This is a genomic window from Bradyrhizobium sp. 2TAF24 (assembly GCF_052115025.1).
Taxonomy (GTDB): Bacteria; Pseudomonadota; Alphaproteobacteria; order Rhizobiales; family Xanthobacteraceae; genus Bradyrhizobium_A.
Window position 1 is genome coordinate 310,931 of sequence record NZ_JBFRFW010000001.1, and the last position, 24,010, is coordinate 334,940.

Annotated in this window: 18 protein-coding genes and 1 other RNA gene; 2 read left to right on the forward strand and 17 right to left on the reverse strand. The window is 66.9% G+C overall.

Features of this window, described 5'->3' with window-relative positions:
• Positions 1 to 6 precede the first annotated feature (6 nt).
• The 10 genes from AB4Z37_RS01345 to rsmH all read right to left on the reverse strand — a co-directional run bounded on the left by AB4Z37_RS01345 (position 7) and on the right by rsmH (position 12,623).
• Positions 7 to 1,293, reverse strand: a complete 1,287-nt coding sequence (locus AB4Z37_RS01345; protein WP_441514872.1) for a hemolysin family protein — start codon at positions 1,291 to 1,293, stop codon at positions 7 to 9.
• A 123-nt stretch (positions 1,294 to 1,416) separates the two neighbouring features.
• A complete protein-coding gene (gene murG / locus AB4Z37_RS01350) occupies positions 1,417 to 2,517 on the reverse strand; it encodes an undecaprenyldiphospho-muramoylpentapeptide beta-N-acetylglucosaminyltransferase (protein ID WP_441514873.1) in 1,101 nt (366 codons plus the stop codon).
• A gap of 17 nt (positions 2,518 to 2,534) precedes the next feature.
• Positions 2,535 to 3,686: a putative lipid II flippase FtsW gene (gene ftsW / locus AB4Z37_RS01355; protein ID WP_441514874.1), complete on the reverse strand. Its 1,152-nt coding sequence runs from the start codon at positions 3,684 to 3,686 to the stop codon at positions 2,535 to 2,537.
• 161 nt (positions 3,687 to 3,847) lie between these two features.
• Positions 3,848 to 5,245 (reverse strand): UDP-N-acetylmuramoyl-L-alanine--D-glutamate ligase, encoded by a 1,398-nt coding sequence (gene murD / locus AB4Z37_RS01360; protein ID WP_441514875.1) that lies wholly within the window; start codon positions 5,243 to 5,245, stop codon positions 3,848 to 3,850.
• A 7-nt stretch (positions 5,246 to 5,252) separates the two neighbouring features.
• Positions 5,253 to 6,338, reverse strand: coding sequence for a phospho-N-acetylmuramoyl-pentapeptide-transferase (gene mraY / locus AB4Z37_RS01365; protein ID WP_441514876.1), 1,086 nt, complete (start codon positions 6,336 to 6,338; stop codon positions 5,253 to 5,255).
• Between the two features lie 112 nt (positions 6,339 to 6,450).
• Positions 6,451 to 7,890, reverse strand: coding sequence for a UDP-N-acetylmuramoylalanyl-D-glutamyl-2,6-diaminopimelate--D-alanyl-D-alanine ligase (locus tag AB4Z37_RS01370; RefSeq protein WP_441514877.1), 1,440 nt, complete (start codon positions 7,888 to 7,890; stop codon positions 6,451 to 6,453).
• Entirely contained in the window at positions 7,887 to 9,347 is a 1,461-nt protein-coding gene (locus AB4Z37_RS01375; RefSeq protein WP_441515237.1) for a UDP-N-acetylmuramoyl-L-alanyl-D-glutamate--2,6-diaminopimelate ligase, read from the reverse strand. Before AB4Z37_RS01375 ends, AB4Z37_RS01370 begins: the two co-directional genes overlap by 4 nt.
• Before the next feature lie 124 nt (positions 9,348 to 9,471).
• The gene (locus AB4Z37_RS01380) at positions 9,472 to 11,217 is read right to left on the reverse strand and encodes a peptidoglycan D,D-transpeptidase FtsI family protein (RefSeq protein ID WP_441514878.1); all 1,746 of its coding nucleotides are present in this window, start codon (positions 11,215 to 11,217) and stop codon (positions 9,472 to 9,474) included.
• Positions 11,214 to 11,600, reverse strand: a complete 387-nt coding sequence (ftsL, locus tag AB4Z37_RS01385) for a cell division protein FtsL (RefSeq protein ID WP_441514879.1) — start codon at positions 11,598 to 11,600, stop codon at positions 11,214 to 11,216. Before ftsL ends, AB4Z37_RS01380 begins: the two co-directional genes overlap by 4 nt.
• 3 nt (positions 11,601 to 11,603) lie before the next feature.
• Complete coding sequence (rsmH, locus tag AB4Z37_RS01390) at positions 11,604 to 12,623, reverse strand: 16S rRNA (cytosine(1402)-N(4))-methyltransferase RsmH (protein ID WP_441514880.1); 1,020 nt, start codon at positions 12,621 to 12,623, stop codon at positions 11,604 to 11,606.
• 571 nt (positions 12,624 to 13,194) lie between these two features.
• Between rsmH and AB4Z37_RS01395 the strand changes: the two genes are divergently transcribed.
• Positions 13,195 to 14,103: an N-acetylmuramoyl-L-alanine amidase gene (locus tag AB4Z37_RS01395; protein WP_441514881.1), complete on the forward strand. Its 909-nt coding sequence runs from the start codon at positions 13,195 to 13,197 to the stop codon at positions 14,101 to 14,103.
• 3 nt (positions 14,104 to 14,106) lie between these two features.
• Positions 14,107 to 14,525: RNase P RNA component class A (gene rnpB, locus AB4Z37_RS01400), an RNA gene on the forward strand.
• Between the two features lie 35 nt (positions 14,526 to 14,560).
• Here the strand turns inward: rnpB and AB4Z37_RS01405 are convergent.
• The 7 genes from AB4Z37_RS01405 to AB4Z37_RS01435 all read right to left on the reverse strand — a co-directional run bounded on the left by AB4Z37_RS01405 (position 14,561) and on the right by AB4Z37_RS01435 (position 23,962).
• Complete coding sequence (locus AB4Z37_RS01405) at positions 14,561 to 14,938, reverse strand: Zn-ribbon domain-containing OB-fold protein (RefSeq protein ID WP_441514882.1); 378 nt, start codon at positions 14,936 to 14,938, stop codon at positions 14,561 to 14,563.
• The gene (locus tag AB4Z37_RS01410) at positions 14,935 to 16,071 is read right to left on the reverse strand and encodes a thiolase family protein (protein WP_441514883.1); all 1,137 of its coding nucleotides are present in this window, start codon (positions 16,069 to 16,071) and stop codon (positions 14,935 to 14,937) included. Before AB4Z37_RS01410 ends, AB4Z37_RS01405 begins: the two co-directional genes overlap by 4 nt.
• A gap of 254 nt (positions 16,072 to 16,325) precedes the next feature.
• Entirely contained in the window at positions 16,326 to 18,155 is a 1,830-nt protein-coding gene (locus AB4Z37_RS01415; RefSeq protein ID WP_441514884.1) for an ABC transporter ATP-binding protein, read from the reverse strand.
• Between the two features lie 401 nt (positions 18,156 to 18,556).
• On the reverse strand, positions 18,557 to 19,714 hold the full coding sequence (locus tag AB4Z37_RS01420; RefSeq protein WP_441514885.1) for an MBOAT family O-acyltransferase: 1,158 nt from the start codon (positions 19,712 to 19,714) through the stop codon (positions 18,557 to 18,559).
• Positions 19,715 to 20,054: 340 nt separating this feature from the next.
• Positions 20,055 to 21,038, reverse strand: a complete 984-nt coding sequence (locus AB4Z37_RS01425; RefSeq protein ID WP_441514886.1) for a hypothetical protein — start codon at positions 21,036 to 21,038, stop codon at positions 20,055 to 20,057.
• A gap of 45 nt (positions 21,039 to 21,083) precedes the next feature.
• On the reverse strand, positions 21,084 to 22,688 hold the full coding sequence (locus AB4Z37_RS01430; protein WP_441514887.1) for a DHA2 family efflux MFS transporter permease subunit: 1,605 nt from the start codon (positions 22,686 to 22,688) through the stop codon (positions 21,084 to 21,086).
• A 47-nt stretch (positions 22,689 to 22,735) separates the two neighbouring features.
• Entirely contained in the window at positions 22,736 to 23,962 is a 1,227-nt protein-coding gene (locus tag AB4Z37_RS01435; protein WP_441514888.1) for an HlyD family secretion protein, read from the reverse strand.
• Between the last annotated feature and the right edge of the window lie 48 nt (positions 23,963 to 24,010).

Sequence of the window (24,010 nt, forward strand, 5' to 3'; positions counted from 1 at the left end):
CGGAGATCACGCCCGCGCGAGACGGCTTGCCAGCAACTTGTCGATGCGGCGGCCGTCCATATCGACCACCTCGACGCGCCAGCCCTCATGAACGAAGCTCTGCCCCTCGTCAGGCAGGGTCTCGAAGTGCTGCAATGCGAAGCCAGCAGCTGTCTGATAGTCGCGGCTGTCGGGCAGCGTGATCGAGAGCAGCTCCGACAGCTCGTCGACCGGCATCCATCCCGACAGCAGGTAGCTGCCATCGTCGCGCCGGACGAAGGCCGGCTCGTCCGGCCCGTCGCTCTTGAACTCGCCGACGATGGCTTCGAGGATGTCGGCGCTGGTGACCAATCCCTGGAACGTGCCGTATTCGTCGAACACCAGCCCCAGGTGCACCGCCGACTGCTTGAGCACGGCGACGACGTCGCGGGCATCCACCGTCTCCGGAATGGCCGGCGCCTCCTTGACCAGCGCACGGACATCGACCTTGCCGCCCGCCAGCACGGCGTCGAGCACTTCCTTGGCATGCAGGATGCCGATCGGGTGATCGCGGTTGTTGTCATGCACCGGCAGCCGCGAATGCGCCGTCGCCGCGAACGCTTGGCGGATGGCATCGAGATCGCCCGACAGATCGACCATGGTAACGTCGCGTCGCGGTGTCATCACGGCGCCGACCGGACGATCGCCGAGCCGCATCACGCCGGCGATCATCTCCTTCTCGCCGGGCTCGAGGACGCCGGCATTTTCCGCCTCGACGATCAGGGTGTGGATCTCGTCTTCCGAGACCTTGCCCGACGTTTCGCCGCGCTGGCCGAGCAGCCACAGCACGGCATCGCCCGACGCGTCGAGCAGCCAGACCAGCGGCGCGCAGATGCGCCCGATGAGCGCCAGGCCCGGCGCGACCCGCACGGCAACGCCCTCGGGGTTGCGCAGCGCGATCTGCTTGGGCACCAGCTCGCCAGCGATCAGCGAGGCATAGGTGATGACCGTCACCACGGCGCCGACGCCGACCGCATCGGACAGGTTCTGGCCAAGGCCGGCCTCGACCAGCAGCGCGCTCAGGCGCTGACCGAGCGTCGCGCCGGAAAACGCACCGGAGAGCACGCCGACCAGCGTGATCCAGATCTGGACGGCGGAGAGAAATTTACCGGGATCCGACGCCAGGGCCAGCGCCGTCTGCGCGCCACCAATGCCACGCTTGTGCAGCACCGCGAGCCGCGCCGGACGCGACGAGACGATGGCAAGCTCCGACATCGACAGCAGGCCATTGACCAGGATCAGCACCACGACGACAGCGAGTTCAAGCCCCAACATCGTTTCCAAGCACTCCACACATGGCGGAAGTATATAGTGCGCAGAACCGGCGTTGGGCAGAGCTCGCCGCGGTGAAAATCGCCGCAGGGTGTCGTCAGGAAGTCACACGACGGCCTGCACTGATCAGCCGCGGGCGACCTTGATCACCAGATCGGCAAGCCGCGAGGCCGCGTCCAGCGTGCCGATGGCACGGGCACGTGTCGCCATCGTGGTCAGCCGCAGCGGCTCGGCGGCGAGTGCGGACATTTCCGCAGCAAGGCGATCCGGTGTGAAGTCCGGTTGAACAATGCGGATCGCGCCCTCGGCGCGTTCCAGCACGCCCGCATTGGCGAACTGATCCTGATCGATGGCCCCGGGGAGCGGCACCAGGATCGACGGCCGGCCGATCGCCGCGAGTTCGGCCACCGTGCCGGCGCCGGAGCGCGACACCACGAGATGCGTGGCGGCGAGCCGCGCCGGCAGATCACTGAAAAACGGCGCCAGCTCGGCGTTGATCTTGAGGCGGTCATAGACGACCCGAACCCGCGCCATGTCTTCCTCGCGCACCTGCTGCACCAGCGCCAGGCGGCGCCACAGCGCCGGCTCGAGCCGCTCGATCGCGCCGGGCACGATATCGGCCATCACCCGCGCGCCCTGGCTGCCGCCGACCACCAGCAGCCGCAGCGTGCCATCGGCTTCGGGCGGCACGAACGGCACGCCTGCCGCGGCCAAAATCGCCGGGCGCATCGGCATGCCGGTGACGGTGGCCTTTGCCGCCAGCGCCGGCGCATGATCGAGCACGCCGGGCAGCGAGGTCGCGATCGCGCTGACGCGCGTGGAGAGCAGCTTGTTGGCGCGGCCCATCACCGCATTGGCTTCGTGAATGATGGTCGGCACGCCGCACAGCCGTGCCGCGATCAGCGGCGGCAGCGTCGGATAGCCGCCGAAGCCGATCACGGCCGCCGGCTTCTGCCGCCGCATCAGCATGAGCGCCTTCACGCCGCCGGCCGTGAGCTTGAGCGCGGTCTTCGCCAGCGCCACCGGCGAGCGGCCGCGCACCGTCTCGCTTGGCACCACGTCGGTCAGCTCGGGCGTGAACAGACCGCTGTAGCGCAGCGCGCGCGCGTCGGTAACGAGGCGCACGCGCAAGCCGCGCTTGAACAGCTCGACCGCCAGGGCTTCGGCGGGAAACAGATGGCCGCCGGTGCCGCCGGCCGCGACCATGATGAGAGGAGTGTCGCTCATTGTTCGGCTCGACCGCCTCAGGCGAACTGACGCGACGCATAGGCGTCGCCCACCGATTGCACCTCGATGCTCGGCCGCAGCCGCGTCAGCGCCAGCATCATGCCGACGCCGTAGGCGAGCGACACCATCGACGAACCGCCATAGGAAATGAACGGCAGGGTCATGCCCTTCGCCGGCATCAGGTGCAGGTTCACCGCCATGTTGATCGAAGCCTGGATGCCGAACAGGATGGCAAGGCCCGAGGCGGCGAAGCGCGCGAACAGGTCCTCGCTGGCATAGGCGCGTGACAGCGTGCGGATCACGATGAAGGCGAACAGCGCCAGCAGCATCAGGCAGAGGATGATGCCGAATTCTTCGGCGGCGACTGCGAACACGAAGTCGGTGTGGCTGTCGGGAAGGATGCGCTTGACGGTGCCCTCGCCCGGCCCCTGGCCGAACCAGCCGCCGTGGCTGAACGATTCCGTCGCCATGTCGACCTGGAAGGTGTCGCCGGACGCCGGATCCATGAAGCGCTTGATGCGAGCGGCGACGTGCGGCACGAACATGTAGGCGGCGAACAGGCCAGCGGCGGCGGTGCCTGCAAGACCGAACACCCAGATGATGCGCATGCCGGCAATGAAGAACAGCGCGCCCCACACCATCAGGATCAGCATGGTCTGACCGAAATCGGGCTCTGCGACCAGCAGCGTGACCAGCCCGAGCAGCAGCGCCAGCGCCATGGACGTGGCTGGCATCTCCGGCCGCCGCGCCGACTCCGAGAACAACCACGCCACCAGCACCACGAAGGACGGCTTCGCCGCTTCCGACGCCTGGATGTTGACGCCGAGGATGGTAATCCAGCGCTTGGCGCCCTTCACCTCGGGGCCGAAACCGAGGGTGAGCAGGATCAGGGCCACGCTCACGATGAACACGATCAGCGCCGCGCGGCGGATCTGCCGCGGCGACAGGAACGACACCGCGATCATGACGACGCACGACGGCATCAGGAAAATGACGTGGCGATTGAAGAAGTGAAACGGGTCGAGGCCAATGCGAACCGCGACCGGCGGGCTCGCCGCCAGCGACAGGATGATGCCGGCAAGCATCAGGGCCAGCATCGCCGCCAGCAGCAGCCGGTCGACGGTCCACCACCACTCGCTCAACGGGGTGCGCTGTTCACGTGAAATCATGCCGGGCCCTGCGGACGAAAAAGCTCAAACCCATTGGTCGCCCAACATGGTTTCCAGACCGTTAAGACATTCGAAAGATTTGTCGGGAAAACGGCGGCCATGGGCCGCAGGCCGGAAAACCCGCTGCGGACGGTGGCCGGAGAGCGGGAATTGTTCCCGCCTCAGACCACCGGCTCGACCGAGCCGAGCGCCAGCACCAGCTCGCGGAAGTGCTGACCACGGATCTCGAAGTTGCGGTACTGATCGAACGACGCGCAGGCCGGCGACAGCAGCACGATCGGCTGGGCGAGGCCGGATGCGGCGGCATCGCGCGCCGCCTGCGCCACGGCGGCATCGAGCGTGCCGGCGATGTCATGCGGCACCCCGCCCAGCGTATGCGCGAAGTCGTCGGCCGCCTCCCCGATCAGGTAGGCCTTGCGGATGCGCGGGAAGTACTCGCGCAGGCTTTCAATGCCGCCGGTCTTCGGCTTGCCGCCGGCAATCCAGAAGATGTCGTTGAACGACGACAGCGCCCGCGCCGCGGCATCCGCGTTGGTGCCCTTGGAATCATTGATGAACAGCACATGGCCCTTACGGCCGATCTGCTCCATGCGATGGGCAAGGCCGGGGAAGCTGCGCAAGCCCTCCTGCAGCACGTCGAAGCTGACGCCGAGCGCCAGCGCCGCAGCGGCGGCACAGGCCGCGTTCTGCGCATTGTGCAGCCCGCGCAGCGAGCCGATGCCGCCGATGCGCGCGATGTCGGACCGGGCGCCACCGGACGCCCGCACCAGCGTCTCATGATCGGCATAGACGCCGTCGGCCAGCGGCCGCTTGACAGAGATGCGCACCACCCGCGTGCCGGCGTGCTCGACACGGTCGGCCGCAGCCTGGCACCAGCGATCGTCGACACCGACGATCGCGGTGCCACCGCGCTGGACTCCGGCGACGAGGCGCTCCTTCACGGCCGCGTAATGATCGATGGAGCCGTGGCGGTCGAGGTGATCCTCGCTGACATTGAGCAGGATGCCGACCAGCGGATCGAGCGAAGGCGCGAGATCGATCTGATAGGACGACATCTCGACGACATGGACGCGGCCGAGGCGCGGCGGCTCCAGCGACAGGATCGCAGTGCCGATGTTGCCGCCCATCTGCACGTCGTGGCCGGCGACCCGCATCAGGTGCGCCACCAGTGCGGTGGTCGTCGACTTGCCGTTGGTGCCGGTGATGGCGACGAACGGCGCGCTCGGCGCGTGGCGCCGGCGCTCGCGGCAGAACAATTCGATATCGCCGATCACCGGAACACCGGCCTGCCGCGCCGCGAGTACGGTCCAGTGCGGCACCGGATGGGTCAGCGGCACGCCGGGAGTGAGCACCAGCGCAGCGAAATGGCTCCACGACACCGTGCGCAGGTCGGCGGTGACGAACCCCGCCTTGGCAGCCTCTGCGAGCTTGCCGGCGTCGTCGTCGCTGGCGATCACCTCGGCGCCACCGGCCTTCAGCGCATGGCAGCTCGCCAGCCCCGACCCACCAAGACCGAAAACCGCGACCGTCTGCCCTGCGAAACTGGTAACCGGGATCACGGCGCCCTCACCTCAGCTTCAAGGTCGACAGGCCGGCCAGCGCCAGCATGACTGAAATGATCCAGAAGCGGATCACGATCTGTGGCTCGGTCCAGCCGAGCTGCTCGAAATGATGGTGGATCGGCGCCATCTTGAACACCCGCTTGCCGGTCAGCTTGAAGGACGCCACCTGCACGATCACCGAGACCGCTTCCAGCACGAACAGGCCGCCGATCACCGCCAGCACGATCTCGTGCTTCACTGCGACCGCGATCGATCCCAGCATGCCGCCGAGCGCCAGCGAGCCGGTATCGCCCATGAAGATGGAAGCAGGCGGGGCGTTGAACCACAGGAAGCCGAGACCGGCACCGAGCACCGCGCCGCACAGCACCGCGAGCTCGCCGGTACCCGCGACATAGTTGATCTGCAGGTAGTCAGAGAACACCGCGTTGCCGACGAGATAGGAGATCATGCCGAACGACAGCGAGGCGATCATCACCGGCACGATGGCGAGGCCATCGAGGCCGTCGGTGAGGTTGACCGCGTTGCCGGCGCCGACCACGATGAAGGCGCCGAAGATGACGAAGAACCAGCCGAAGTTCAGCGCCACGTCCTTGAAGAACGGGATCACCAGCGATGTGGAGAACGGCTCGCGCCCCAACCAGACGAAGGCGAAACAGGCCGTGCCGGCGATCAGGAATTCGATCAGCAGGCGCGTGCGGCCGGCAAAGCCGGCATGGGTCTGCTTGGTCACTTTCAGATAATCGTCATAGAAGCCGACGAAACCGAAGCCGAGCGTCACCGCCAGCACCACCCAGACATAGGGGTTGCGCGGGTTGGCCCACAGCACGGTGGAGACCACGAGACCCGACAGGATCATCAGGCCGCCCATGGTGGGCGTGCCTTTCTTGCTGACGAGATGCGACTGCGGACCGTCGGTCCGGATCGGCTGTCCCTTGCCCTGGCGCAGGCGCAGATTGTCGATGATCCAGGGACCGAACAGGAACACGAACAGCGCCGCCGTCACCATCGCCCCGCCGGTACGGAAAGTGATGTAGCGAAATACGTTGAACACCGGAATTGAGCTGGACAGATCGATCAGCCAGTAAAACATTCAAACCGCCTTACGCCCGTTCCGGAATACCGTGACATTCCGGAAGAGCTCCATGTGCTTGTTCTGACGTGTGTACACGACACACCCCGCAATCAGCCCCACCTGAAAAACGCTACGCCACCACGTCGTCGAACGCCGCATGGCCCGGAAAGCGCTTTTCCAGCGCCGTGACGATCAGCTTCATTTTCGAGCCGAGCGATCCCTTGACCATGACGGCGTCCCCTGCCCGCAGCGCCGCGGCGACCGCCCCCTCGAGCGCCGCCGAGCTCTCGGCATAGCCGCCCCGGCGCGTCGATGGAAGAGCGTCCCACAGGTTTCGCATCAGGGGACCGCAGCAATACACCAGGTCGACCTTGTTGGCGGCCACCGGCTCAGCCAGGTCGCGGTGCAGTTGCGGGCTGTGCGGTCCCAGCTCCAGCATGTCGCCGAGCACGGCAATGCGCCGGCCGCGGGCACCGACCGGCGCCTGCCCGAGCACGCCGAGCGCCGCGGCCATGGAGGCCGGATTGGCGTTGTAGCTCTCGTCGATCAGGGTCGCCGGTCCCTGCGGCAATCCGAGAGACAGCCGCGCGCCGCGGCCGGTGGGCGGCTGCAGCCCCGCCAGTGCCAGTGCCGCGGCCACCAGGTCGGCGCCGGCGAGCGCCGCAGCCGTCAGCACCGCCAGCGAGTTCATCGCCATGTGCCGGCCGGGCATGCCGATCTTGTAGGTGATGTCGTGGTCGAGGATATCGGCATGCACCGCCGAGCAGTCAGCATGCAGCGACACATCCAGCAGCCGGGCGTCGGCCTTCTTGTCCGCGCCGAACGACACGATGCGGGAGACGCCGCATTTCTTGGCCCGCTTCTGCAGGCGCGCGAACTGCGAATTGTCGCGGTTCAGCACCGCGACGCCACCGGGTTCGAGGCCGGTGAAGATCTCGGCCTTGGCGTCGGCGATCGCCTCGACGCCGGAGAAGAACTCCAGATGCACCGGCTCGACCGTGGTGATGACGGCGACGTGCGGACGCACCATCTTGACCAGCGGCTCGATCTCGCCCGCATGGTTCATGCCGATCTCGAACACCGCGTAGACGGCGTCCGCCGGGCAGCGCGCCAGCGTCAGCGGCACACCCCAGTGGTTGTTGAACGAGGCGACCGACGCATGGGTCTTGCCTTGTGCTGCCAGCACGCGGCGCAGCGCCTCCTTGGTCGAGGTCTTGCCGACCGAGCCGGTCACCGCGATCACCCTGCCGCCGAGACGTGCCCGCCCCGCGACGCCGAGCTCGCCGAGCGCCGCCAGCACGTCGGGCACCACCAGGAGCGGCGCATCGTCCGCAAACGCGGCGCGGTGCGAATCCGCCACCACCGCCACCCCGGCGCCGTTCTTCAGCGCCGCCGCGACGAAGTCGTGTCCGTCATGCACGTCGCCCTTGATCGCGAAATACGCCTCCCCCGGCGCGACCGTGCGGCTGTCGATCGAAATCCCGGTCACTGCGGCCGGCAGCGGTCCGCTGCGCGCGGCGCGCATCGCATCCGCCATCTCGCCGATGGTCCACAGCGGCTGAGCAGTCATGCGGCATCCTCCGCGAGCGCGGTGCGCGCCGTCTCGTGATCGCTGAAGGGCAGCACGCGATCGCCGATGATCTGTCCGGTTTCATGGCCCTTGCCGGCAATCAGCAGCACGTCACCGGGCTGCAGCTCGGCTATACCGGCGCGGATCGCCTCGGCTCGGTCGCCGATCTCACGCCCGCCGGAGGCCGCGGCCAGGATCGCGGCGCGGATCGCAGCCGGTGCCTCGCTGCGCGGATTGTCGTCAGTCACGATCACCATGTCGGCACCGCGCGCCGCAATCGCGCCCATCAGCGGGCGCTTGCCGGCGTCCCGGTCGCCGCCGGCGCCGAACACCACGATCAACCGCCCTTTGGCATAGGGCCGCAGCGCCGCCAGCGCCTTTTCCAGCGCGTCGGGCTTGTGGGCATAGTCCACGAACACCGGGGCGTCGTGGCGTGCGCCGACCAGCTCGAGGCGCCCCTTGGCGCCTTCGAGCTCGGCCAGCGCCGAGAACACCCGCGCGGCGTCGCTGCCCGTGGTGATGGCGATGCCGGCGGCCACCAGCGCGTTCTCGATCTGGAATTCGCCGACCAACGGCAGCCGCAGCGTGTGGGTCTTGCCGGCGTGCGCCAGGGTCAGTCGCTGGCCGAAACCGTCGATCTCGGCATCGAGGAGGCGGATGCCGTCAGCGTCATCACGGCCTTGGCGACCAACCGTGAACAGCCGCAGCTTGCGTGCCCGCGCCGCCGCGATCACCGCGGCCGCATGCACATGATCGGCGGCGATGACCGCCGCGCCGCCATCGACCACAAGAGCCTCGAACAGCCGCAGCTTCGCCGCGAGGTAATGTTCGAGCGTCGGATGATAGTCGAGATGATCGCGGGACAGGTTGGTGAATGCGCCGACACTAACCCGCACCCCGTCGAGCCTGAACTGATCGAGGCCATGGGACGAGGCTTCCAGCGCAAGATGCGTAACGCCTTCGCCGGCGAGTTCGTCGAGCGAGCGATGCAATGCGATCGGATCCGGCGTGGTCAGCGAGCCGTAGACGCTGCGCGTCGGCGCCACCAGCCCGACGGTGCCGATGCTCGCGGACGGAAAGCCGAAGCTCTGCCAGATCTGGCGCGCGTAGGCCGCGACCGAGGTCTTGCCGCTGGTGCCGGTCACCGCCGCGATCGTCGCCGGCTGCCGCGGATAGAACCGCGCGGCGGCGAGCGCCAGCACACGTCGCGCCTGCGCCACCTGAATATAGGGGACAGCACCGTCCAGCGGCGCGGGCTGTTCGCCGACCACCGCGACCGCACCGGAGGCCGCAGCCTCCGCGACGAAGCGGGCGCCGTCGGTCCGCGCCCCCGCCAGTGCGAAAAACAGGTCGCCAGGCTTGACGGTGCGGCTGTCGACGGCGAGCCCGGTCACCGCGAGGCCACCCGTCGGGGCGTCGAGCGCGGCGTCATGGCCGAGAAGATCACACAGTCTCATCGTCACGACGGCTCTGGGGTCACGAAATCTCGAAGTTGTGATGGTTCAGCACGCAACGGATCCACAAGGCCTGTCAGCATCCTGTCGCAGCCCGCCCAGCGTCTCCGGCCGGCCGTGCCAGCGCTTAGCGGCTTTCCTTCGATGCCGCAAGAATAAGGCGCTCCGCGGGCGGCAGATCGAACCGCGGCTCCATGCCGAGCAACGGCGCGATCCGCGCGATGACCTTGCCACCGGTCGGAACCGTGTTCCAGCCGGAGGTGATGAAGCCATGCGTTTCGGGCAAGGCCTGCGGCTCGTCCAGCATGATCAGTATCTGATAGTGTGGATTGTCGGCCGGCATGATCGCCGTGAACGAGTTGAGCACCCGCTTCTTGGCATAGCGACCATTGATGACCTTTTCCGAGGTACCGGTCTTGCCGCCGACATAATAGCCCTTAACGTCCGCGGTCTTGGCCGTACCGATTTCAGCATTAAGGCGCATCAGGTAGCGCATCTTGTCGCTGGTCTCGGTCTTGACCACGCGCTTGGCGAGGCCCGCAGCCTCTTGTTCGCTGCGCTTGAGGAAGGTCGGCGGGATGAGATAACCGCCATTGACCAGCGCATTGATACCCATCACCGCCTGCAGCGGCGCGACCGACAGACCCTGACCGAACGAGATGGTGACGGTGTTCAGCTCGCCCCAGCGCCGCGGCACCAGCGGCGCCGCGCTTTCCGGCAGCTCCGTGCGCAGGCGCTGCAGCTGCCCCATCTTGGTGAGAAATGCCTTGTGCGCCTCCACGCCCTGGCTCAGCGCGATCCGCGCGGCGCCGATGTTCGACGAGTAGGTGAAGACTTCCTTGGTGTTGATGGCGCGGCCGAGCGGATGGCTGTCGTGGATGGTGAACTTGCCATAGTGCAGGTTGCCGCGAGCATCCCACATCGAATTGAGATTGATCTTGCCGGAATCCAGCGCCATCGCCAGCGTGAACGCCTTGAAGGTCGATCCCATTTCGTAGACGCCGGTGGTCAGGCGATTGATGCGATCGGGATCGTTGGCTTCCTTCGGATTGTTCGGATCGAAGTCCGGCAGCGACACCATCGCCACGATCTCGCCGGTGCGCACATTGCTGACGATGCCCGAGGCCGCCTTGGCGTGGAACTTGTCCTTGGCCTTTATCAATTCGTCACGCAGCGCATGCTCGACCCGCAGATCGACCGCGAGCTCCACCGGCAACTGCTGGCGGTCGGTGGCGAAGCCGGCGCGGTGCAGGTCGGCGAGGCCGTTGGTATCGAGCCACTTCTCGATGCCGGCAATGCCCTGGTTGTCGATATTGACGAGGCCGATCAGGTGCGCGACCTCTTGGCCGCTGGGATAGACCCGCTTGTTCTCTCGCAGGAAGCCGATGCCGGGAATGCCGAGGCGATGAATGTCCTGCTGCTGCTGCGGCGTGATCTCGCGCTTCAGCCAGACGAATCCCTTGCGCGTCATGATGCGCTGGCGCACCTCGGCGGTTTCGAGATCCGGCAATGTCGCGGTCAGGAGCTCGATCGCCTCGTCCTTGTCGATGATGCGGCGCGGCTCGGCAAAGAGCGACGGCGCCTTGACGTCGGTGGCGAGAATGGCGCCATTGCGATCGACGATGTCGGGGCGGGCGGTGGCGACCGCATCCTGCGCGGCATTGCGGCGCAGGCCATGGCCCTCGCCGACCACGGCGAAGATGGCAAGGCGCGCCGCGATCACAGTGTAGATCGCCGCAAACGCGATCATGGTGAAGCCGACCCGGGCGCGCGCCTTGGCGGCTCGGTCCTTGCGCCCGTAGAGCAAGCCGCGGATCAATCGCTGACGCAGCGGTTCGGACGGGCGGGCGGCGGGCAGCGCGGCGTCGGTCATTGCGCCTCCTCCACCGCCGGCGCAGCATCCCGGGCGGGAGCGGCATCCTTGCCGATCATATCGAGCATGGAGCCGATCGGATCGGGGGTTGCCGCGCGGGCAAAGCTCGGCGGCCGCTCCGGCAGGTTCTTGAGCTGATCGTACTGGGTCGCCTCGATCGAGCGCATGCCGAGATAGCGTCCGGCGAGATCCTGCAGCCGCGCCGGATTCTGCAGCTTCGCCCACTCCGCATGCAGCGTCGCGATCGCATCACGCTGCTCGCGGATGTCGGCACGCAACTTCAGCATGGTCTCGGTGCGCACCGTGGATTCCATCTTGATCCGGTAGACATAGGCGGCGGCGAACACCAGCGCACAGATGACGAAGAGATGCACGATCCGCACAGGTCAGCCTCCTCTCATCACGGACTGAAGCGAGGGCCACTCCGGCGGCGCCTCGTCGGGATGGGCAGGGGCCGCCGTGCGCTCGGCGGAACGCAGCTTGGCGGAGCGTGCACGCGGATTGACGGCGAGCTCGGCCTCGCCGGGCACGATGGGACGGCGGGTCAGAATCTCGAAGCTGGGCGCGTGCTGAGCCACTTCCGGCAGGTGGCGCGATCCACCCGCACTCTTGCCGCGCGCGTTGAGGAAATTCTTGACGATGCGGTCTTCCAGCGAATGGAACGAGACCACCGCGAGCCGGCCGCCGGGCTTGAGCCGTTGCTCGGCCGCGACCAGCGCCGTCTGCAACTCGTCGAGTTCCTCGTTCACCGCGATCCGTAGCGCCTGGAACGTCCGCGTGGCCGGATGGATGTCGTTGGGCTTGGCACGCACCACCCGCGCGACGATGTCGGCAAGCCGCCGCGTGGTGGTGACCGGCTCCTCCCGCCGAGCGGCGACGATCGCCCGGGCAATGCCGCGCGACTGTCGCTCCTCGCCCAGGATATAGATGAGGTTCGCGAGGTCGGTTTCGGACGCGGCCGCGATGATGTCGGCGGCGCTCGGGCCATGCTGGCCCATCCGCATGTCGAGCGGACCGTCGAGCCGGAACGAAAAGCCGCGCTCGGCCTGATCGAGCTGCATCGACGACACCCCGACATCCATCACGATGCCGTCGACATGCGTGACGCCTTCGCCGGCGCAGACGTCCGCGAGGTTGGAGAAGCGGTCCTCGACCAGCGTCAGCCGTCCGCCAGAAGCCTCGACCAGCGCAAAGCCGCCGGCAATCGCGGTGCGGTCACGATCGATGCCGATCACCCGCGTGCCGGGCACCTCGAGCAGCATGCGGCTGTAACCGCCGGCGCCGAAGGTGGCGTCGACATAGACGCCGCCCGCGCGCGGCGCGAGCGCCGCCACGGCCTCGACACCCAGCACCGGGACATGGCGCCGATCGGATGGAACCCGAAGCTCCGGGCCTGTTGCCATCATGATGCGCTCCCGCGTGTCCCGCCGTCCCCATGCACGCCGCGCCGGCACAGCCGGCGCGGGCCACCATCCAGGCCGGAAGGCCCGTTGGCGTCCGCATGGAATCTGATGGCCAACCATGGGGTTCCGCGATCGACAAGATACATTGCAGCCTGTTCCAGCGAACCGGCATTCAACCCCAGTAAGCGAGGGTTAACATTAAGGAACCGTTGACGTTCACGCGGAATTTGCAAAACAGCCGCACGGTTTTCTCCGGCGATGTGGCGCCGCGCCAACAATATCATCATAAGTCAATGGAATTTCAGCTCTTTCAGCTCGGTCCAACCGCACGTGGATGTGGACAGCAGCCATCTTGGGCGCGCAAAGCGATTGCACGACAACGTTTATGGCAGGATAGTGAAGGTGTTCATCCCGGACCGATCTTGCCTGCCACATCGTCAGATGCAGCAGGGCAAGCGCGGTCCGGTAATATGGAACTGCTGTCCGGGTAGAGCCGACACGCATTGGAACCCGAGGTTCCGGCATCTCTCGAATGTCGAGTTGCCGCCGCTCTCCCGCCCGGTTTGAGTGTGACATGGTCCAGGGGTCTTTTGCGTCGGGTGGCTCTGCGTCGAAGCGTCAACGGATCCTGCCGTCCACGCCGCCATCACGTCTGCCATCTCCCTGGGTCCACGCTGACATGCTGAAGTTCATGCCGGATTCGTCGGTCATCTCCGACGTCGTCCCATCCGCCAACTACGGCGACCGGCGCAACAACCGCGCTCCCGACATGATCGTGCTGCACTACACCGGCATGCAGGATGCGGAGGGCGCGCTGACACGGCTGTGCAAGCCTGGCACCGAAGTCTCGGCGCACTACGTGGTGCTGGAGGATGGCCGCATCGTACAGTGCGTCCCGGAGGCTTACCGTGCCTGGCATGCGGGGACTTCCTCCTGGGCCGGCGAGACCGACATCAATTCGTGCTCGATCGGCATCGAGATCGTCAACGGCGGCCACGACTGGGGTTATCCGGATTTCCCGTCCCGGCAGATCGCCGCCGTGATCGCGCTGTGCCGCGGCATCATCATCCGCCGCGATATCGCCAGCGATCGCGTGCTCGGCCATTCCGATATCGCGCCAGATCGCAAGAAGGACCCTGGCGAAAAATTTCCCTGGCGCCTGCTGGCGAGTTCCGGTGTCGGCCACTGGGTCCGCCCTGCCCGGATCGTCCCCGGCAACGACGTGCTGCAGCCTGGCATGAGCGGCGACGCGGTGCTGGCGATGCAAGACAAGCTCGCGGCCTATGGCTACGCGGTCCCACGCAACGCTCAGTATGACACGGCGACCGCTGCCGTCGTCGCCGCGTTCCAGCGTCATTTCCGCCCCGAGCTGGTGGATGGTATCGCCGACGCCTCCACGCGGGAGACCCTCAGGGCCCTGCTGGACACCAGGCCGCCGGAGAAGCCGCACTTGACCGCGCTGCCGCCACACTCCATGACGTAGCCGTCAGTCGGCTGGACGGCCGCTCCCGCAGGGATCGAAAGGTCGCGGGGGAGGAAAGTCCGGGCTCCATGGACAAACGGTGCCGGATAACGTCCGGCGGGGGCGACCCCAGGGAAAGTGCCACAGAGAACGAACCGCCGGCGCTACGGCGCAGGTAAGGGTGAAAAGGTGCGGTAAGAGCGCACCGCGTCCGCGGCAACGCGGACGGCATGGTAAACCCCACCGGGAGCAAAACCGAATAGGAACGGCGTCGTGGACAGTTCGCTCTCGGGCGATAACTCCACAGGGCATGTCTGGCTCGACCGTTCGGGTAGGTTGCTCGAGGCAGCGCGCAAGCGGTGTCCCAGAGGAATGGCCGTCACGCATCGCGGGCGCAAGCGCGCGGTGCCCTACAGAACCCGGCTTACAGGCCGGCTGATCTTCGTCACGAAGGGCTCGGCGCATCCCGCCGGGCCCTTCACCCTTTCGGCGCGGCTTTGCTGAAATGCGGCACGATGCGGCCGGTGAAGGACACGAACCGCGCAGAGACCGCATCGCCGATCGCAAGGCCAGGGTCGCCGTGGGCCATCATGCGAAAGCCGTCCGCCATGTCGACGAGCACGATGGCATATGGCACGTGCGCCTTGGCCTCCGGTGTCGCTGCGCGGCGCACCTCGGTGATCGCGTAGAGGACGCCATGGCCGGCGGCCCGATGCGTGCGTGGAGGCTGCGATCCGCACGCCGGACAGAAGCCGCGACGAAAATGCCAGACTGCGGCGCAGGACGGACAATTCTGGTAGGCGATCGCCTCTGCACCCGAGGTCCAGTCGGCGGGATCTGTATCCGGGAGACTCATCGCGTACGCTCCAGCACCATGCTGACATGAGACGACATCACGCCGGCGTCGCCATGTATGAACGCCAGCGACGCATCGCGCACCTGACGCTCGCCTCCCCGCCCGGTCATCTGCAACTGGGTCTCGACGAGATGCGCCATGGCGCCGCCGCAGCCGCAATGACCGTAGCTCAGCAGTCCGCCATGGGTGTTGAGCGGCAGACGGCCATCGCGGCTGAACTCGCCGTTGCGCGCCCGTGCCGCCGCCTCGCCGCGCCCGGCAAATCCCAGCGCCTCGAGCAGCAGCGCCAGCGTGACGGTAAAGCTGTCGTAGACCGCAGCATAGCGGACGTCGGAAATGGCAATCCCGGCCCGTTCACGTGCCCGCGCGCTCGCCGCCGCGGCGCCGACCTGCGCGATATCGGCAAGGGCCGAGACATGCTGGTGCTGGTGCGCCTGGCCGCAGCCGCGCACCCGCACGGCCGGCGCGGCCGTGGGCGCGGCGCTGATAACGAGGGCCGCGCCGCCATCGGACACCGGGCAGCAGTCGAGCAGCTTCAGGGGCGTTGCGATCACGCGCGACGCCATCACATCGGCAACGGTGATCGGCTCGCGATACTGGGCGCCGGGATGGTCCATGGCATGACGGCGCATCAGCACGGCGAACTCGGCGAAATCCTGTTCGGTGACGCCGAAGTCGTGCATGTAGCGCGACGCCAGCAGGCCATAATAGGCGGGAATGGTCGGGCCGAGCGGCACCTCGTAGACGGGATGCCCGACCTGGGCGAGCGTCTGCATGGCGCCGTCCCGCGACACGCCCGTCAGGCGATTCTCGCCGGCGACGACCAGCATGTGGCGGACCCGCCCCGCCGACACCAGCTCATGCGCGAGCATGGCCATCGCAAGGCCCGTGGCGCCGCCGACCTGAACGCCATGGGCATAGTGCGGTTGCAGGCCAAAATGCTCGGCAAACACCGTAGCGAGCATCAGATGCGGCATCGTTGTGGAGTAGCCGCAGAGCACGCCATCGATGTCGCGGCGCGTCAGACCGGCGTCCGCGAGCGCCGTCTCGGCGGCCATGCTCATGAGGTCGAGCGTGCCGCGCCCCTCGTGCCGCCCGAACGGCGTCAGCCCGACGCCGGTGATGAAGCTCATCGCCCTGTCTCTCCCTCGTCGCGACGTTTCGTCCTTGCATCGCTGTTGCCGCGGACGAATCCAAGGCTAGCGCGGTTTGCGGCGCGGCCGTCAGAAGGCTCGGCGCATGGCTGCAGGCGGCGGCTGCATGCCCGCGGCGCTCAGGCGCGCCGTCAGATCGCCTGGCATCCCATGAACGGCGAGGTCGCCCGGGCGCGATGACTGCCAACAGCAAACGGCCCGGCATCTCTGCCGGGCCGTTGTCGTGTCGGCGGTCATTCCGCGGCGGAGACGCGATCGACGCCATCCTCGCCGAGCGCGCCGAACTCCAGCACCTGGCGTTCGAACAGACCGCGGTAGATGCCGCCGGGCCGGCGCACCAGGGAGGCGTGGTTACCTTCCTCCGCGATCCGGCCGCGCTCGAACACCAGGATGCGGTCGAGCGAGCGGACCGTGGACAGCCGGTGAGCAATCACGATCGCGGTGCGGCCGTGCATCAGCCGCTCCATCGCCTCCTGGATCAGCGCCTCCGATTCCGAATCGAGGCTCGAGGTCGCCTCGTCCAGGATCAGGATCGGCGCATCCGCCAGGAACGCCCGCGCCAGCGCCACGCGCTGGCGCTCGCCACCGGACAGCTTCACGCCGCGCTCGCCGACCAGCGTGCCATAACCGGCCGGCAGGCGGGCGATGAAGTCATGCGCGTTGGCGAGACGCGCGGCATGCTCGATCGCCGCCTGCGACGCACCGGGGCGACCGTAGGCGATGTTCTCGGCCAGCGACCGGTGGAACAGGATCGGCTCCTGCTGCACGATCGCGATCTGGCTGCGCAGCGACTGCTGCGTCGCGTGCCGCACGTCCTGCCCATCGATCAGCACCCGCCCGGAGGAGACATCGTGCAGCCGCTGGATCAGCTTCACGAATGTGGTCTTGCCCGAGCCGGAGCGGCCGACGAGGCCGATCCTCTCCCCCGCCCGGATATCGACGGACAGGCCGCTGTAGAGCGGCGTGGAGTGGCCACCATAGTGGAAGGTGACGTCGTCGAAACGAATCGCGCCGCCGGTGACATCGATCGGCCGTGCATCGGGTGCATCCGCAATGCCGATCGGCTCGTCATGGATCGCGACCAGTTCCTCCATCTCGTTGACCGAGCGCTGCAGGTGGTTGATGTGCATGCCGATGTCACGGAGATAGCCATGGATGACGAAATAGCTCGTCATCACATAGGTGACGTCGCCGGCCGACGCCCGGCCGGACAGCCACATCAGCAGCGCGCCGCCGACCACCGCGGTGCGCATGCCCAGCAACAGCACGAGTTGCGCCGTTCCGGTGCGGGTATAGCGCCGCCACGTCCGCCCGGTGCGATGCTTCCAGTTGCGCAACACGCCGGCCAGTCGCTCGTCCTCGCGAGACTCGGCGCCGAACGACTTGACCACCGCATTGCACCCGAGCGAATCCGCCAACATGCCGCCGAGCCTGGTGTCGGAGGCGTTCGACGATCGCGCCGCAGGAGCGATATAGTAGGTCGAGAACACCACCACCATCGCCACATAGGCGATGGTACCGATGGCGATCACGAGCCCCAGCAGCGGCCATTGCAGGCCAAGCAGCAGCATCGAGCCGAGCAGCACCACCAGTGACGGCAGCAGCGCCATCAGCAGGGTGTCGTCGAGCAGATCCAGCGCGCCCATGCCGCGGGTGATCTTGCGCACCGTCGAGCCCGAGAAGCTGTTGGCGTGCCAGTCGGTGGAAAAGCGCTGCACGCGCCAGAACGCATCGCGCGCGACATCGCTCATGATGCGCAGCGTCAGCGCGACGATAGCCTGAAAGCCGGCGTGCCGCAGCACCACCGACATCAGGCCAAGCCCGATGATCGCTGCGAACGCAACGAACGCCGCGTCACGGCCGAGCGACGGATCGCTCGCGCCATGGGCGACGGCGTCGACCAGCCGGCCCGCATAGTATGGCATGAACACGTCGGCCAGCGTCGACGCGGCCAGCGCGAGACAGATCGCCGTCAGCCGCCAGGGCTGACGGCGCCAGTGACGGAAGACGAAAGGAAGAACCGTGCGGAACGCATCCGCCGGCTTTTGACGAAGACGGGTCATTGATCGATCCGGCCACGCGTACGCGCAAGCCGGCTCCATGGCAGAGGACACGACAGCCGCGACCGTGCGCAGCCAGTGTCTGAGAACGAAAACGAGGGTGGAACGTCTAGCGACGCAGCCGGACGGTCGTCAGACCTGCGCCCGGCGGATCCCAGGACCGCGTGAGGTCAACCGAGGATCCGGAAGTCGACGCACGCGGGAGCGATGAGCAGGAAAGTCGTCTTCATGCAGCTCCTCCTGGTTGGCGTGGCCGGGTCGCGATGATGCGGCATGCAGCCGCAAAAAGTGAATGCCGAAGCAATGGGCAACAATTGCGGCAGGATTTTGCCGAGCGGCGCCGATCGACGCAATGAAACGCGGCACGACAACGTGTCGCACCGAACCACGCCATCGCGGCAATGTCAGAACTGAAAGTACAGAAACTCGAGGCGCTGCCACATGCCGAACAGCGACAACGCCAACGCCACCGCGCTCACCAGCGCCCAGGCCGGATCCGGACGCCAGCGCAACCAGGCCCGCTCCGGCGCACGGCGGTATTCCCGATAGCCGAAAATCTGCGGCACGTTGGGCAGCAGCACCGCAATCGCCAGCGCACCGCCGACCGCGCCGAGGCCAACCCGGAACAACGGCTCCGCACCAAGCAGCACCGGCAGGTCCATCAGGCGCAGGATGCCAGGCGAGACATAGGCCGCACTGTCGGCCTCTCGCCCGAACAGCGCCTGCAGCATCCGCCACGCCCCTATGAAGGTGCCGGCGCGGAAGAACACCCAGGCCAGCACCACCGCCGCGAAGGTCACCAGCCAGCCGACACCGTGCGCGAGCGTCGATGACGCCAGGGCGGTCTTGCCGAACCGCTCGGTGGCCACCCGCCAGATGTGATTGATGATCAGATAGCAACCGTGCAGACCGCCCCAGATCAGGAAATTCCATCCGGCGCCGTGCCACAGGCCGCCGAGCAGCATGGTAACCAGCAGGTTCTGGTAGCGCCGCAACGACCCCTGCCGGTTGCCGCCGAGGGGAATGTAGAGATAGTCGCGCAGGAAGCGCGACAGCGTGATGTGCCAGCGCCGCCAGAACGCGATGATCGAGGTCGCGCGGTACGGCGAGCGGAAGTTGACCGGCAGCCGGATGCCGAACAGCAGCGCAAGCCCGATCGCCATGTCCGAATAGCCGGAGAAATCGAAATAGATCTGCAGCGTGTAGGCAAGGGTCGCGAGCCACGCCCAACCGGCGGTCACGGTGCCGCCGGCGTCGACATGGGCAAACACCGGCGAGACAAATTGCGACAGGTTGTCGGCGATCACCACTTTCTTGAACAGCCCGGCGGCGAAGATCGCGACGCCGCGTGCCGCAAGCACCGCGGAGCGTCCGGAGCGCGCGCGCTTGAACTGCGGGATCATCTCGGCGTGATGCACCAGCGGCCCGGCGATCAGGTGCGGGAAGAACGAGACGAACAGCGTGTAGCTGACGATGTCACGCTCGACCCGCGCGCCGCGCATGACATCGACCAGGTAGGCGATCTGCTGGAAGGTGAAGAAGGAGATGCCGAGCGGCAGCACGATGTCGGCGAACGGCAGCGGCGCGCCGGTGAGCGTGCTGAGGCTGTCGAGCAGGAAGTTGGTGTACTTGAAATATCCCAGCGCGACGAGATTGATGACGACGCCGAGCGAGCCTACGGCGCCGCGGATCGGCCATCAGCAGCCCGAAGCCGAAATTCATGGCGATCGAGGCGAGCAGCAGCAACAAATAGACCGGCTTCCAGGCGCCGTAGAACACCAGGGACGCGGCGAACAGCACCAGGATGCCGGCCCGGGGGGAATGCAGCCGGGCGACCGCGAACGCCAGCGCGACCGCCGGCAGGAACTGGAAGACGAAAGTGAAGGACGAGAACAGCATCGGCTAGCGAGGGAGCTGCGACATCAGATAGCGGGTGTAGATCGGCACGCCCGATGCGTTGACGTGCATCTCGTCGGAAAAATTCGCGATCGCCAATCCCGGGACGTCCGTGACGACCAGCGTCTCGAAACGACAGCGCTTGCCGGCCGCGCGCAGCAGGGCGTTGATGTCGGCTTCATCGTTCATCCAGGCCGTGTCGGCGCGACGGTCCCCGGGCACCCAGGGCGGATTAACCACCGTCAGCTTGCGCGAGGCTGCCGCGATGTCGCACAAGGCCTCGATCGCGTAGCGGGCCTTCGGCCCATCCGTACGCCAGCGGGCATAGTGCGGATGACCGCCGAGATTGTCCCGCCCCTGGGCTTGCCGGGTCAGGCGGATCACCCCGCCATCCGGCGGCACAGACGACGTTGTCGCCACGTTCTGCTGCTGTGCCAGCCGCGCCTCGAACGCATCGTGGATGTAACGCACCAGGGTGCCGACGCGCATCGGCAGGAACGTGACCAATTGCGTGCCGACGTCGAGCCGGGCCGCGACGTCGAGCGGATAGACGCCCGCTGACTTCACCCCCTCGTTGAAGATGAACGGCGCCACACTCACGACCACATGGGCGTCGCGGAAAACGTCCGGATAGGCCCGCGCGGCCGCGGCCACCGCAAGCGGCTCGCCGGCATCATAGGCGATATTGACAGCATAGCCTGGCGGCTTCCCCAGCAGCTCACCGGCCAGCACCGGATCGACCCCGTATTCGGTGCGGCTCTCGCCAGCGAAGATCAGCTTGGGATGGGATTGCAGCAGCGGCAGACGAACCGCAAGAAGGCGAGGAATATCAGTATGAACGCGATTGGCGAGGGCGAGCAGGCCGGCAAAGCCGACCAGCCATGCCCCGAGCGTCAGCACCAGCGCGCCCGCGATCCAGCGCGCCGCCGCGCCGGCGATCCCGGGCTCAGCAAACGAATTGTCCGGACGAGAAAACGACCAACCTGCCATGTCGGGGGTTCAAGCACGAACCCGGCCGGCGAACAATATCCAGCTTCAGTGCGCGTCCGGCGGGGGGCCGGCCATGTTGGGGCGGTCGACAAAGTATACCAGCGACCCCAGGACGACATAAAATATCGACAACATCAGAAATGAATCGGCATAGCTCATCACGGCCGCCTGGCGGTGCACGATCATGGACAGCTGCTTGAGGGCCATCATCGACGCATCACCCATGCCCTGAAACCTCTGCGTCAGCATGTTCAGCGTCTCGGTCGCGGTCGCATTGCCCCAATTGACCTTGTCGTGCAGGCGCGAGATGTGCAGGTCGGTGCGGTGGTTGAGCGCGGTGTTGATCAGCGCAAGGCCAACCGCTCCGCCGAGGTTGCGGGTCAGGTTGAACAGCCCCGACGCATTCTTGACCATCGACGGCGGCAGGGTGCCGAGCGCGATGTTGTTGACCGGCACCATCGCCATCATCATGCCGATGCCGCGGCACACCTGCGGCAGGAACAGCTCCCAGAAATCATAGTCGCGGGTCAGCCAGGTCATCTGCCAGGTGCCGAGCGCGAACATCCCAAGCCCGAGCACGATCATCAGGCGCAGGTCGACCTTCTGCATCAGCCGGCCGACCAGCGGTGCGGTCATGAACATCGCAATGCCCGAGACGAACATGGTCTCGCCGATCATCAGCGCGCTGTAGCCGCGGATCTCGGCAAGATAGCGCGGATAGATATAGGTCAGGCCGTACAGCCCGATGCCGATGCAGAACGAGAACATGCTGCCGAAGGCGAAGTTGCGGTTCTTGAACGACCGGATATCGACGATCGGCTCCTTCGCGGTCAGCACGCGGTAGAAGAAAACGATGGCCGAGACGCCACAGATCACCACGCAGGTCGCGACCGTGTCGTCGTCGAGCCAGTCGTACTGCGGCCCTTCCTCGAGCACATACTCCAGCGCGCCGAGGAAACCCGCCATCGAGAACAGGCCGACCCAGTCGAAATGGTCGAGCAGCGCCAGGTTCGGCTTGTCGAAATCGACCAGCGCCAGCACGCCGACCGTGATGCCGATGCCCGGCAGCACGTTGATGAAGAACAGCCAGTGCCACGACAGCGCGTCGGTCAGATAACCGCCGACGGTGGGGCCGACGGTCGGCGCCAGCGTCGCGACGAGGCCGATGATCGGCGCCACGATGTGCAGCTTGTTGCGGGGGAACACGGTATAGGCCGACGCGAACACGGTCGGGATCATGCCGGCGCCGAGGAAACCCTGGATCGCGCGCCACAGGATCATCTGGCCGATCGACGACGTCAGGCCGCACATCAGGCTGGCGGCGGTGAAGCCGGCAGCCGAGATGGCGAACAGGTAGCGTGTGCCGAGGGCCCGCGACATGAAGCCGGACAGCGGAATCGCGATCACTTCCGCGATCAGGTAGGCGGTCTGCACCCAGGAGACTTCATTGGACGACGCCGACAGGCCCGCCTGGATCTCCGACAGCGACGCCGACACGATCTGGATGTCCAGGATGGACATGAACATCCCGAACACCATGATCAGGAAGGCAAAGATGCGCCTGGGCACCAGCCGCTCGGAGACGGCCGGGGCGGCGGCCATCCCGCCTGCCCCACCCATGGTCGGATTGCCTGCACTCGGTCCGGACATGACGTCGCGTCCTGTTTTGATGGCGGCGGGGCGCCGCTCCGCTCGCGTCAGTCGGCCGCGCGGGTGTCGATGTGGACGACCACGGACATGCCGGCGCGCAGCAGGTTCTCGCGCGCCACGTTGGCCGGAACACGGATGCGCACAGGCACGCGCTGCACGATCTTGGTGAAGTTGCCGGTGGCGTTGTCGGGCGGCAGCAGCGTGAACACCGAGCCGGACGCCGGCGACAGGCTCTCGACGGTGCCTTCGATCTTGCGGCCGCTGACACCATCGACAGTCAAGCTCACCGGCTGGCCGGGCTTGAGGCGGCCGAGCTGGGTTTCCTTGAAGTTGGCGTCGATGAACACGTCGTCGAGCGGCACGACATTGGCGAGACGCTGGCCGACCTGGATATAGTCGCCCTCGTTGACGAGACGATTGGAGAACGTGCCGTCCACCGGCGCGCGCACCTCGGTGAAGGCGAGATCACGCTCGGCCTTGGCGAGCGAGGTCTGCAATTCCCCGAGTTGGCGCTGAGCCTCGACTTGCTGGGCCTTGATGACATCGACGTTGCGCTCGGCCGCAACCAGCGCCGCCTGCGCGCTCTGCACCGCAGCGACCGACTGGTCGCGCGTCGCCTGCGACTGCTCGAACGTCGCCTTCGAGGCAAAACCCTTGTCGCTGAGCTGCAACTGGCGGTCAAAATCGAACTGAGCGCGCTTGGCGGCGGCCTGGCTCGATTCCAGCTGGGCGCGGGCCTGCTCGACCATGCTCACCTGTGCGTCCGCCTGGCGGCCGATGCGGGCAATGGTCGCTTCCTGGGTCGCGATCTTGGCGCGCGCGGAGTCCGCTGCGATCTTGTAATCGCCGTCGTCGATCTTGATCAGCACATCGCCGGCGCGCACGCGGCTGTTGTCCTTGGGGGCGATGCGGGCGATGTGGCCAGCGACACGGGCGCCGATCAGGGTGTTGTTGGCACGGACATAGGCGTCGTCGGTGGTAACGATGAAGCGCCCCACCAGCGCGTAATAGCTGCCATAGGACACGGCAGCGATCGCGAGCACCGCGGCAATGCCCATCAGCACCAGCCTGCGGCGATTCGGAGCGGCCGGCGCTGCCTGAACGGCGGCGGCTGCAGCCACCGGCGCCTCGGCCGCGGGAGCTGGCGTGTTGCGGTCGGGGGCGGCGTCCTGGCGCGCCTCGGCTTGCGGCCGGGTGGAGGCGTGGGGGTCGAACGGGGCGACATCGGAGTCCGGACGAACGATCCGGGCAGTTTGGTCACGTCCAGCGGCCATGAAGGCCTCCTTGTTCTTGCATCCGATTGGAAATCGACTCGCGCAAAG

Excerpts from the sequence above, each read along its gene's own strand:
- mraY (WP_441514876.1), bottom strand. The coding sequence starts at position 6,338 with ATGTTTTACTGGCTGATCGATCTGTCCAGCTCAATTCCGGTGTTCAAC.
- AB4Z37_RS01380 (WP_441514878.1), bottom strand. The coding sequence starts at position 11,217 with ATGACCGACGCCGCGCTGCCCGCCGCCCGCCCGTCCGAACCGCTGCGT.
- AB4Z37_RS01405 (WP_441514882.1), bottom strand. The coding sequence starts at position 14,938 with ATGAGTCTCCCGGATACAGATCCCGCCGACTGGACCTCGGGTGCAGAG.
- AB4Z37_RS01415 (WP_441514884.1), bottom strand. The coding sequence starts at position 18,155 with ATGACCCGTCTTCGTCAAAAGCCGGCGGATGCGTTCCGCACGGTTCTT.
- AB4Z37_RS01425 (WP_441514886.1), bottom strand. The coding sequence starts at position 21,038 with ATGGCAGGTTGGTCGTTTTCTCGTCCGGACAATTCGTTTGCTGAGCCC.
- AB4Z37_RS01430 (WP_441514887.1), bottom strand. The coding sequence starts at position 22,688 with ATGTCCGGACCGAGTGCAGGCAATCCGACCATGGGTGGGGCAGGCGGG.
- AB4Z37_RS01410 (WP_441514883.1), bottom strand. The coding sequence starts at position 16,071 with ATGAGCTTCATCACCGGCGTCGGGCTGACGCCGTTCGGGCGGCACGAG.
- rsmH (WP_441514880.1), bottom strand. The coding sequence starts at position 12,623 with ATGATGGCAACAGGCCCGGAGCTTCGGGTTCCATCCGATCGGCGCCAT.
- murG (WP_441514873.1), bottom strand. The coding sequence starts at position 2,517 with ATGAGCGACACTCCTCTCATCATGGTCGCGGCCGGCGGCACCGGCGGC.
- AB4Z37_RS01370 (WP_441514877.1), bottom strand. The coding sequence starts at position 7,890 with ATGACTGCTCAGCCGCTGTGGACCATCGGCGAGATGGCGGATGCGATG.
- AB4Z37_RS01345 (WP_441514872.1), bottom strand. The coding sequence starts at position 1,293 with ATGTTGGGGCTTGAACTCGCTGTCGTCGTGGTGCTGATCCTGGTCAAT.
- ftsW (WP_441514874.1), bottom strand. The coding sequence starts at position 3,686 with ATGATTTCACGTGAACAGCGCACCCCGTTGAGCGAGTGGTGGTGGACC.
- AB4Z37_RS01395 (WP_441514881.1), top strand. The coding sequence starts at position 13,195 with ATGGTCCAGGGGTCTTTTGCGTCGGGTGGCTCTGCGTCGAAGCGTCAA.
- AB4Z37_RS01435 (WP_441514888.1), bottom strand. The coding sequence starts at position 23,962 with ATGGCCGCTGGACGTGACCAAACTGCCCGGATCGTTCGTCCGGACTCC.
- AB4Z37_RS01375 (WP_441515237.1), bottom strand. The coding sequence starts at position 9,347 with ATGAGACTGTGTGATCTTCTCGGCCATGACGCCGCGCTCGACGCCCCG.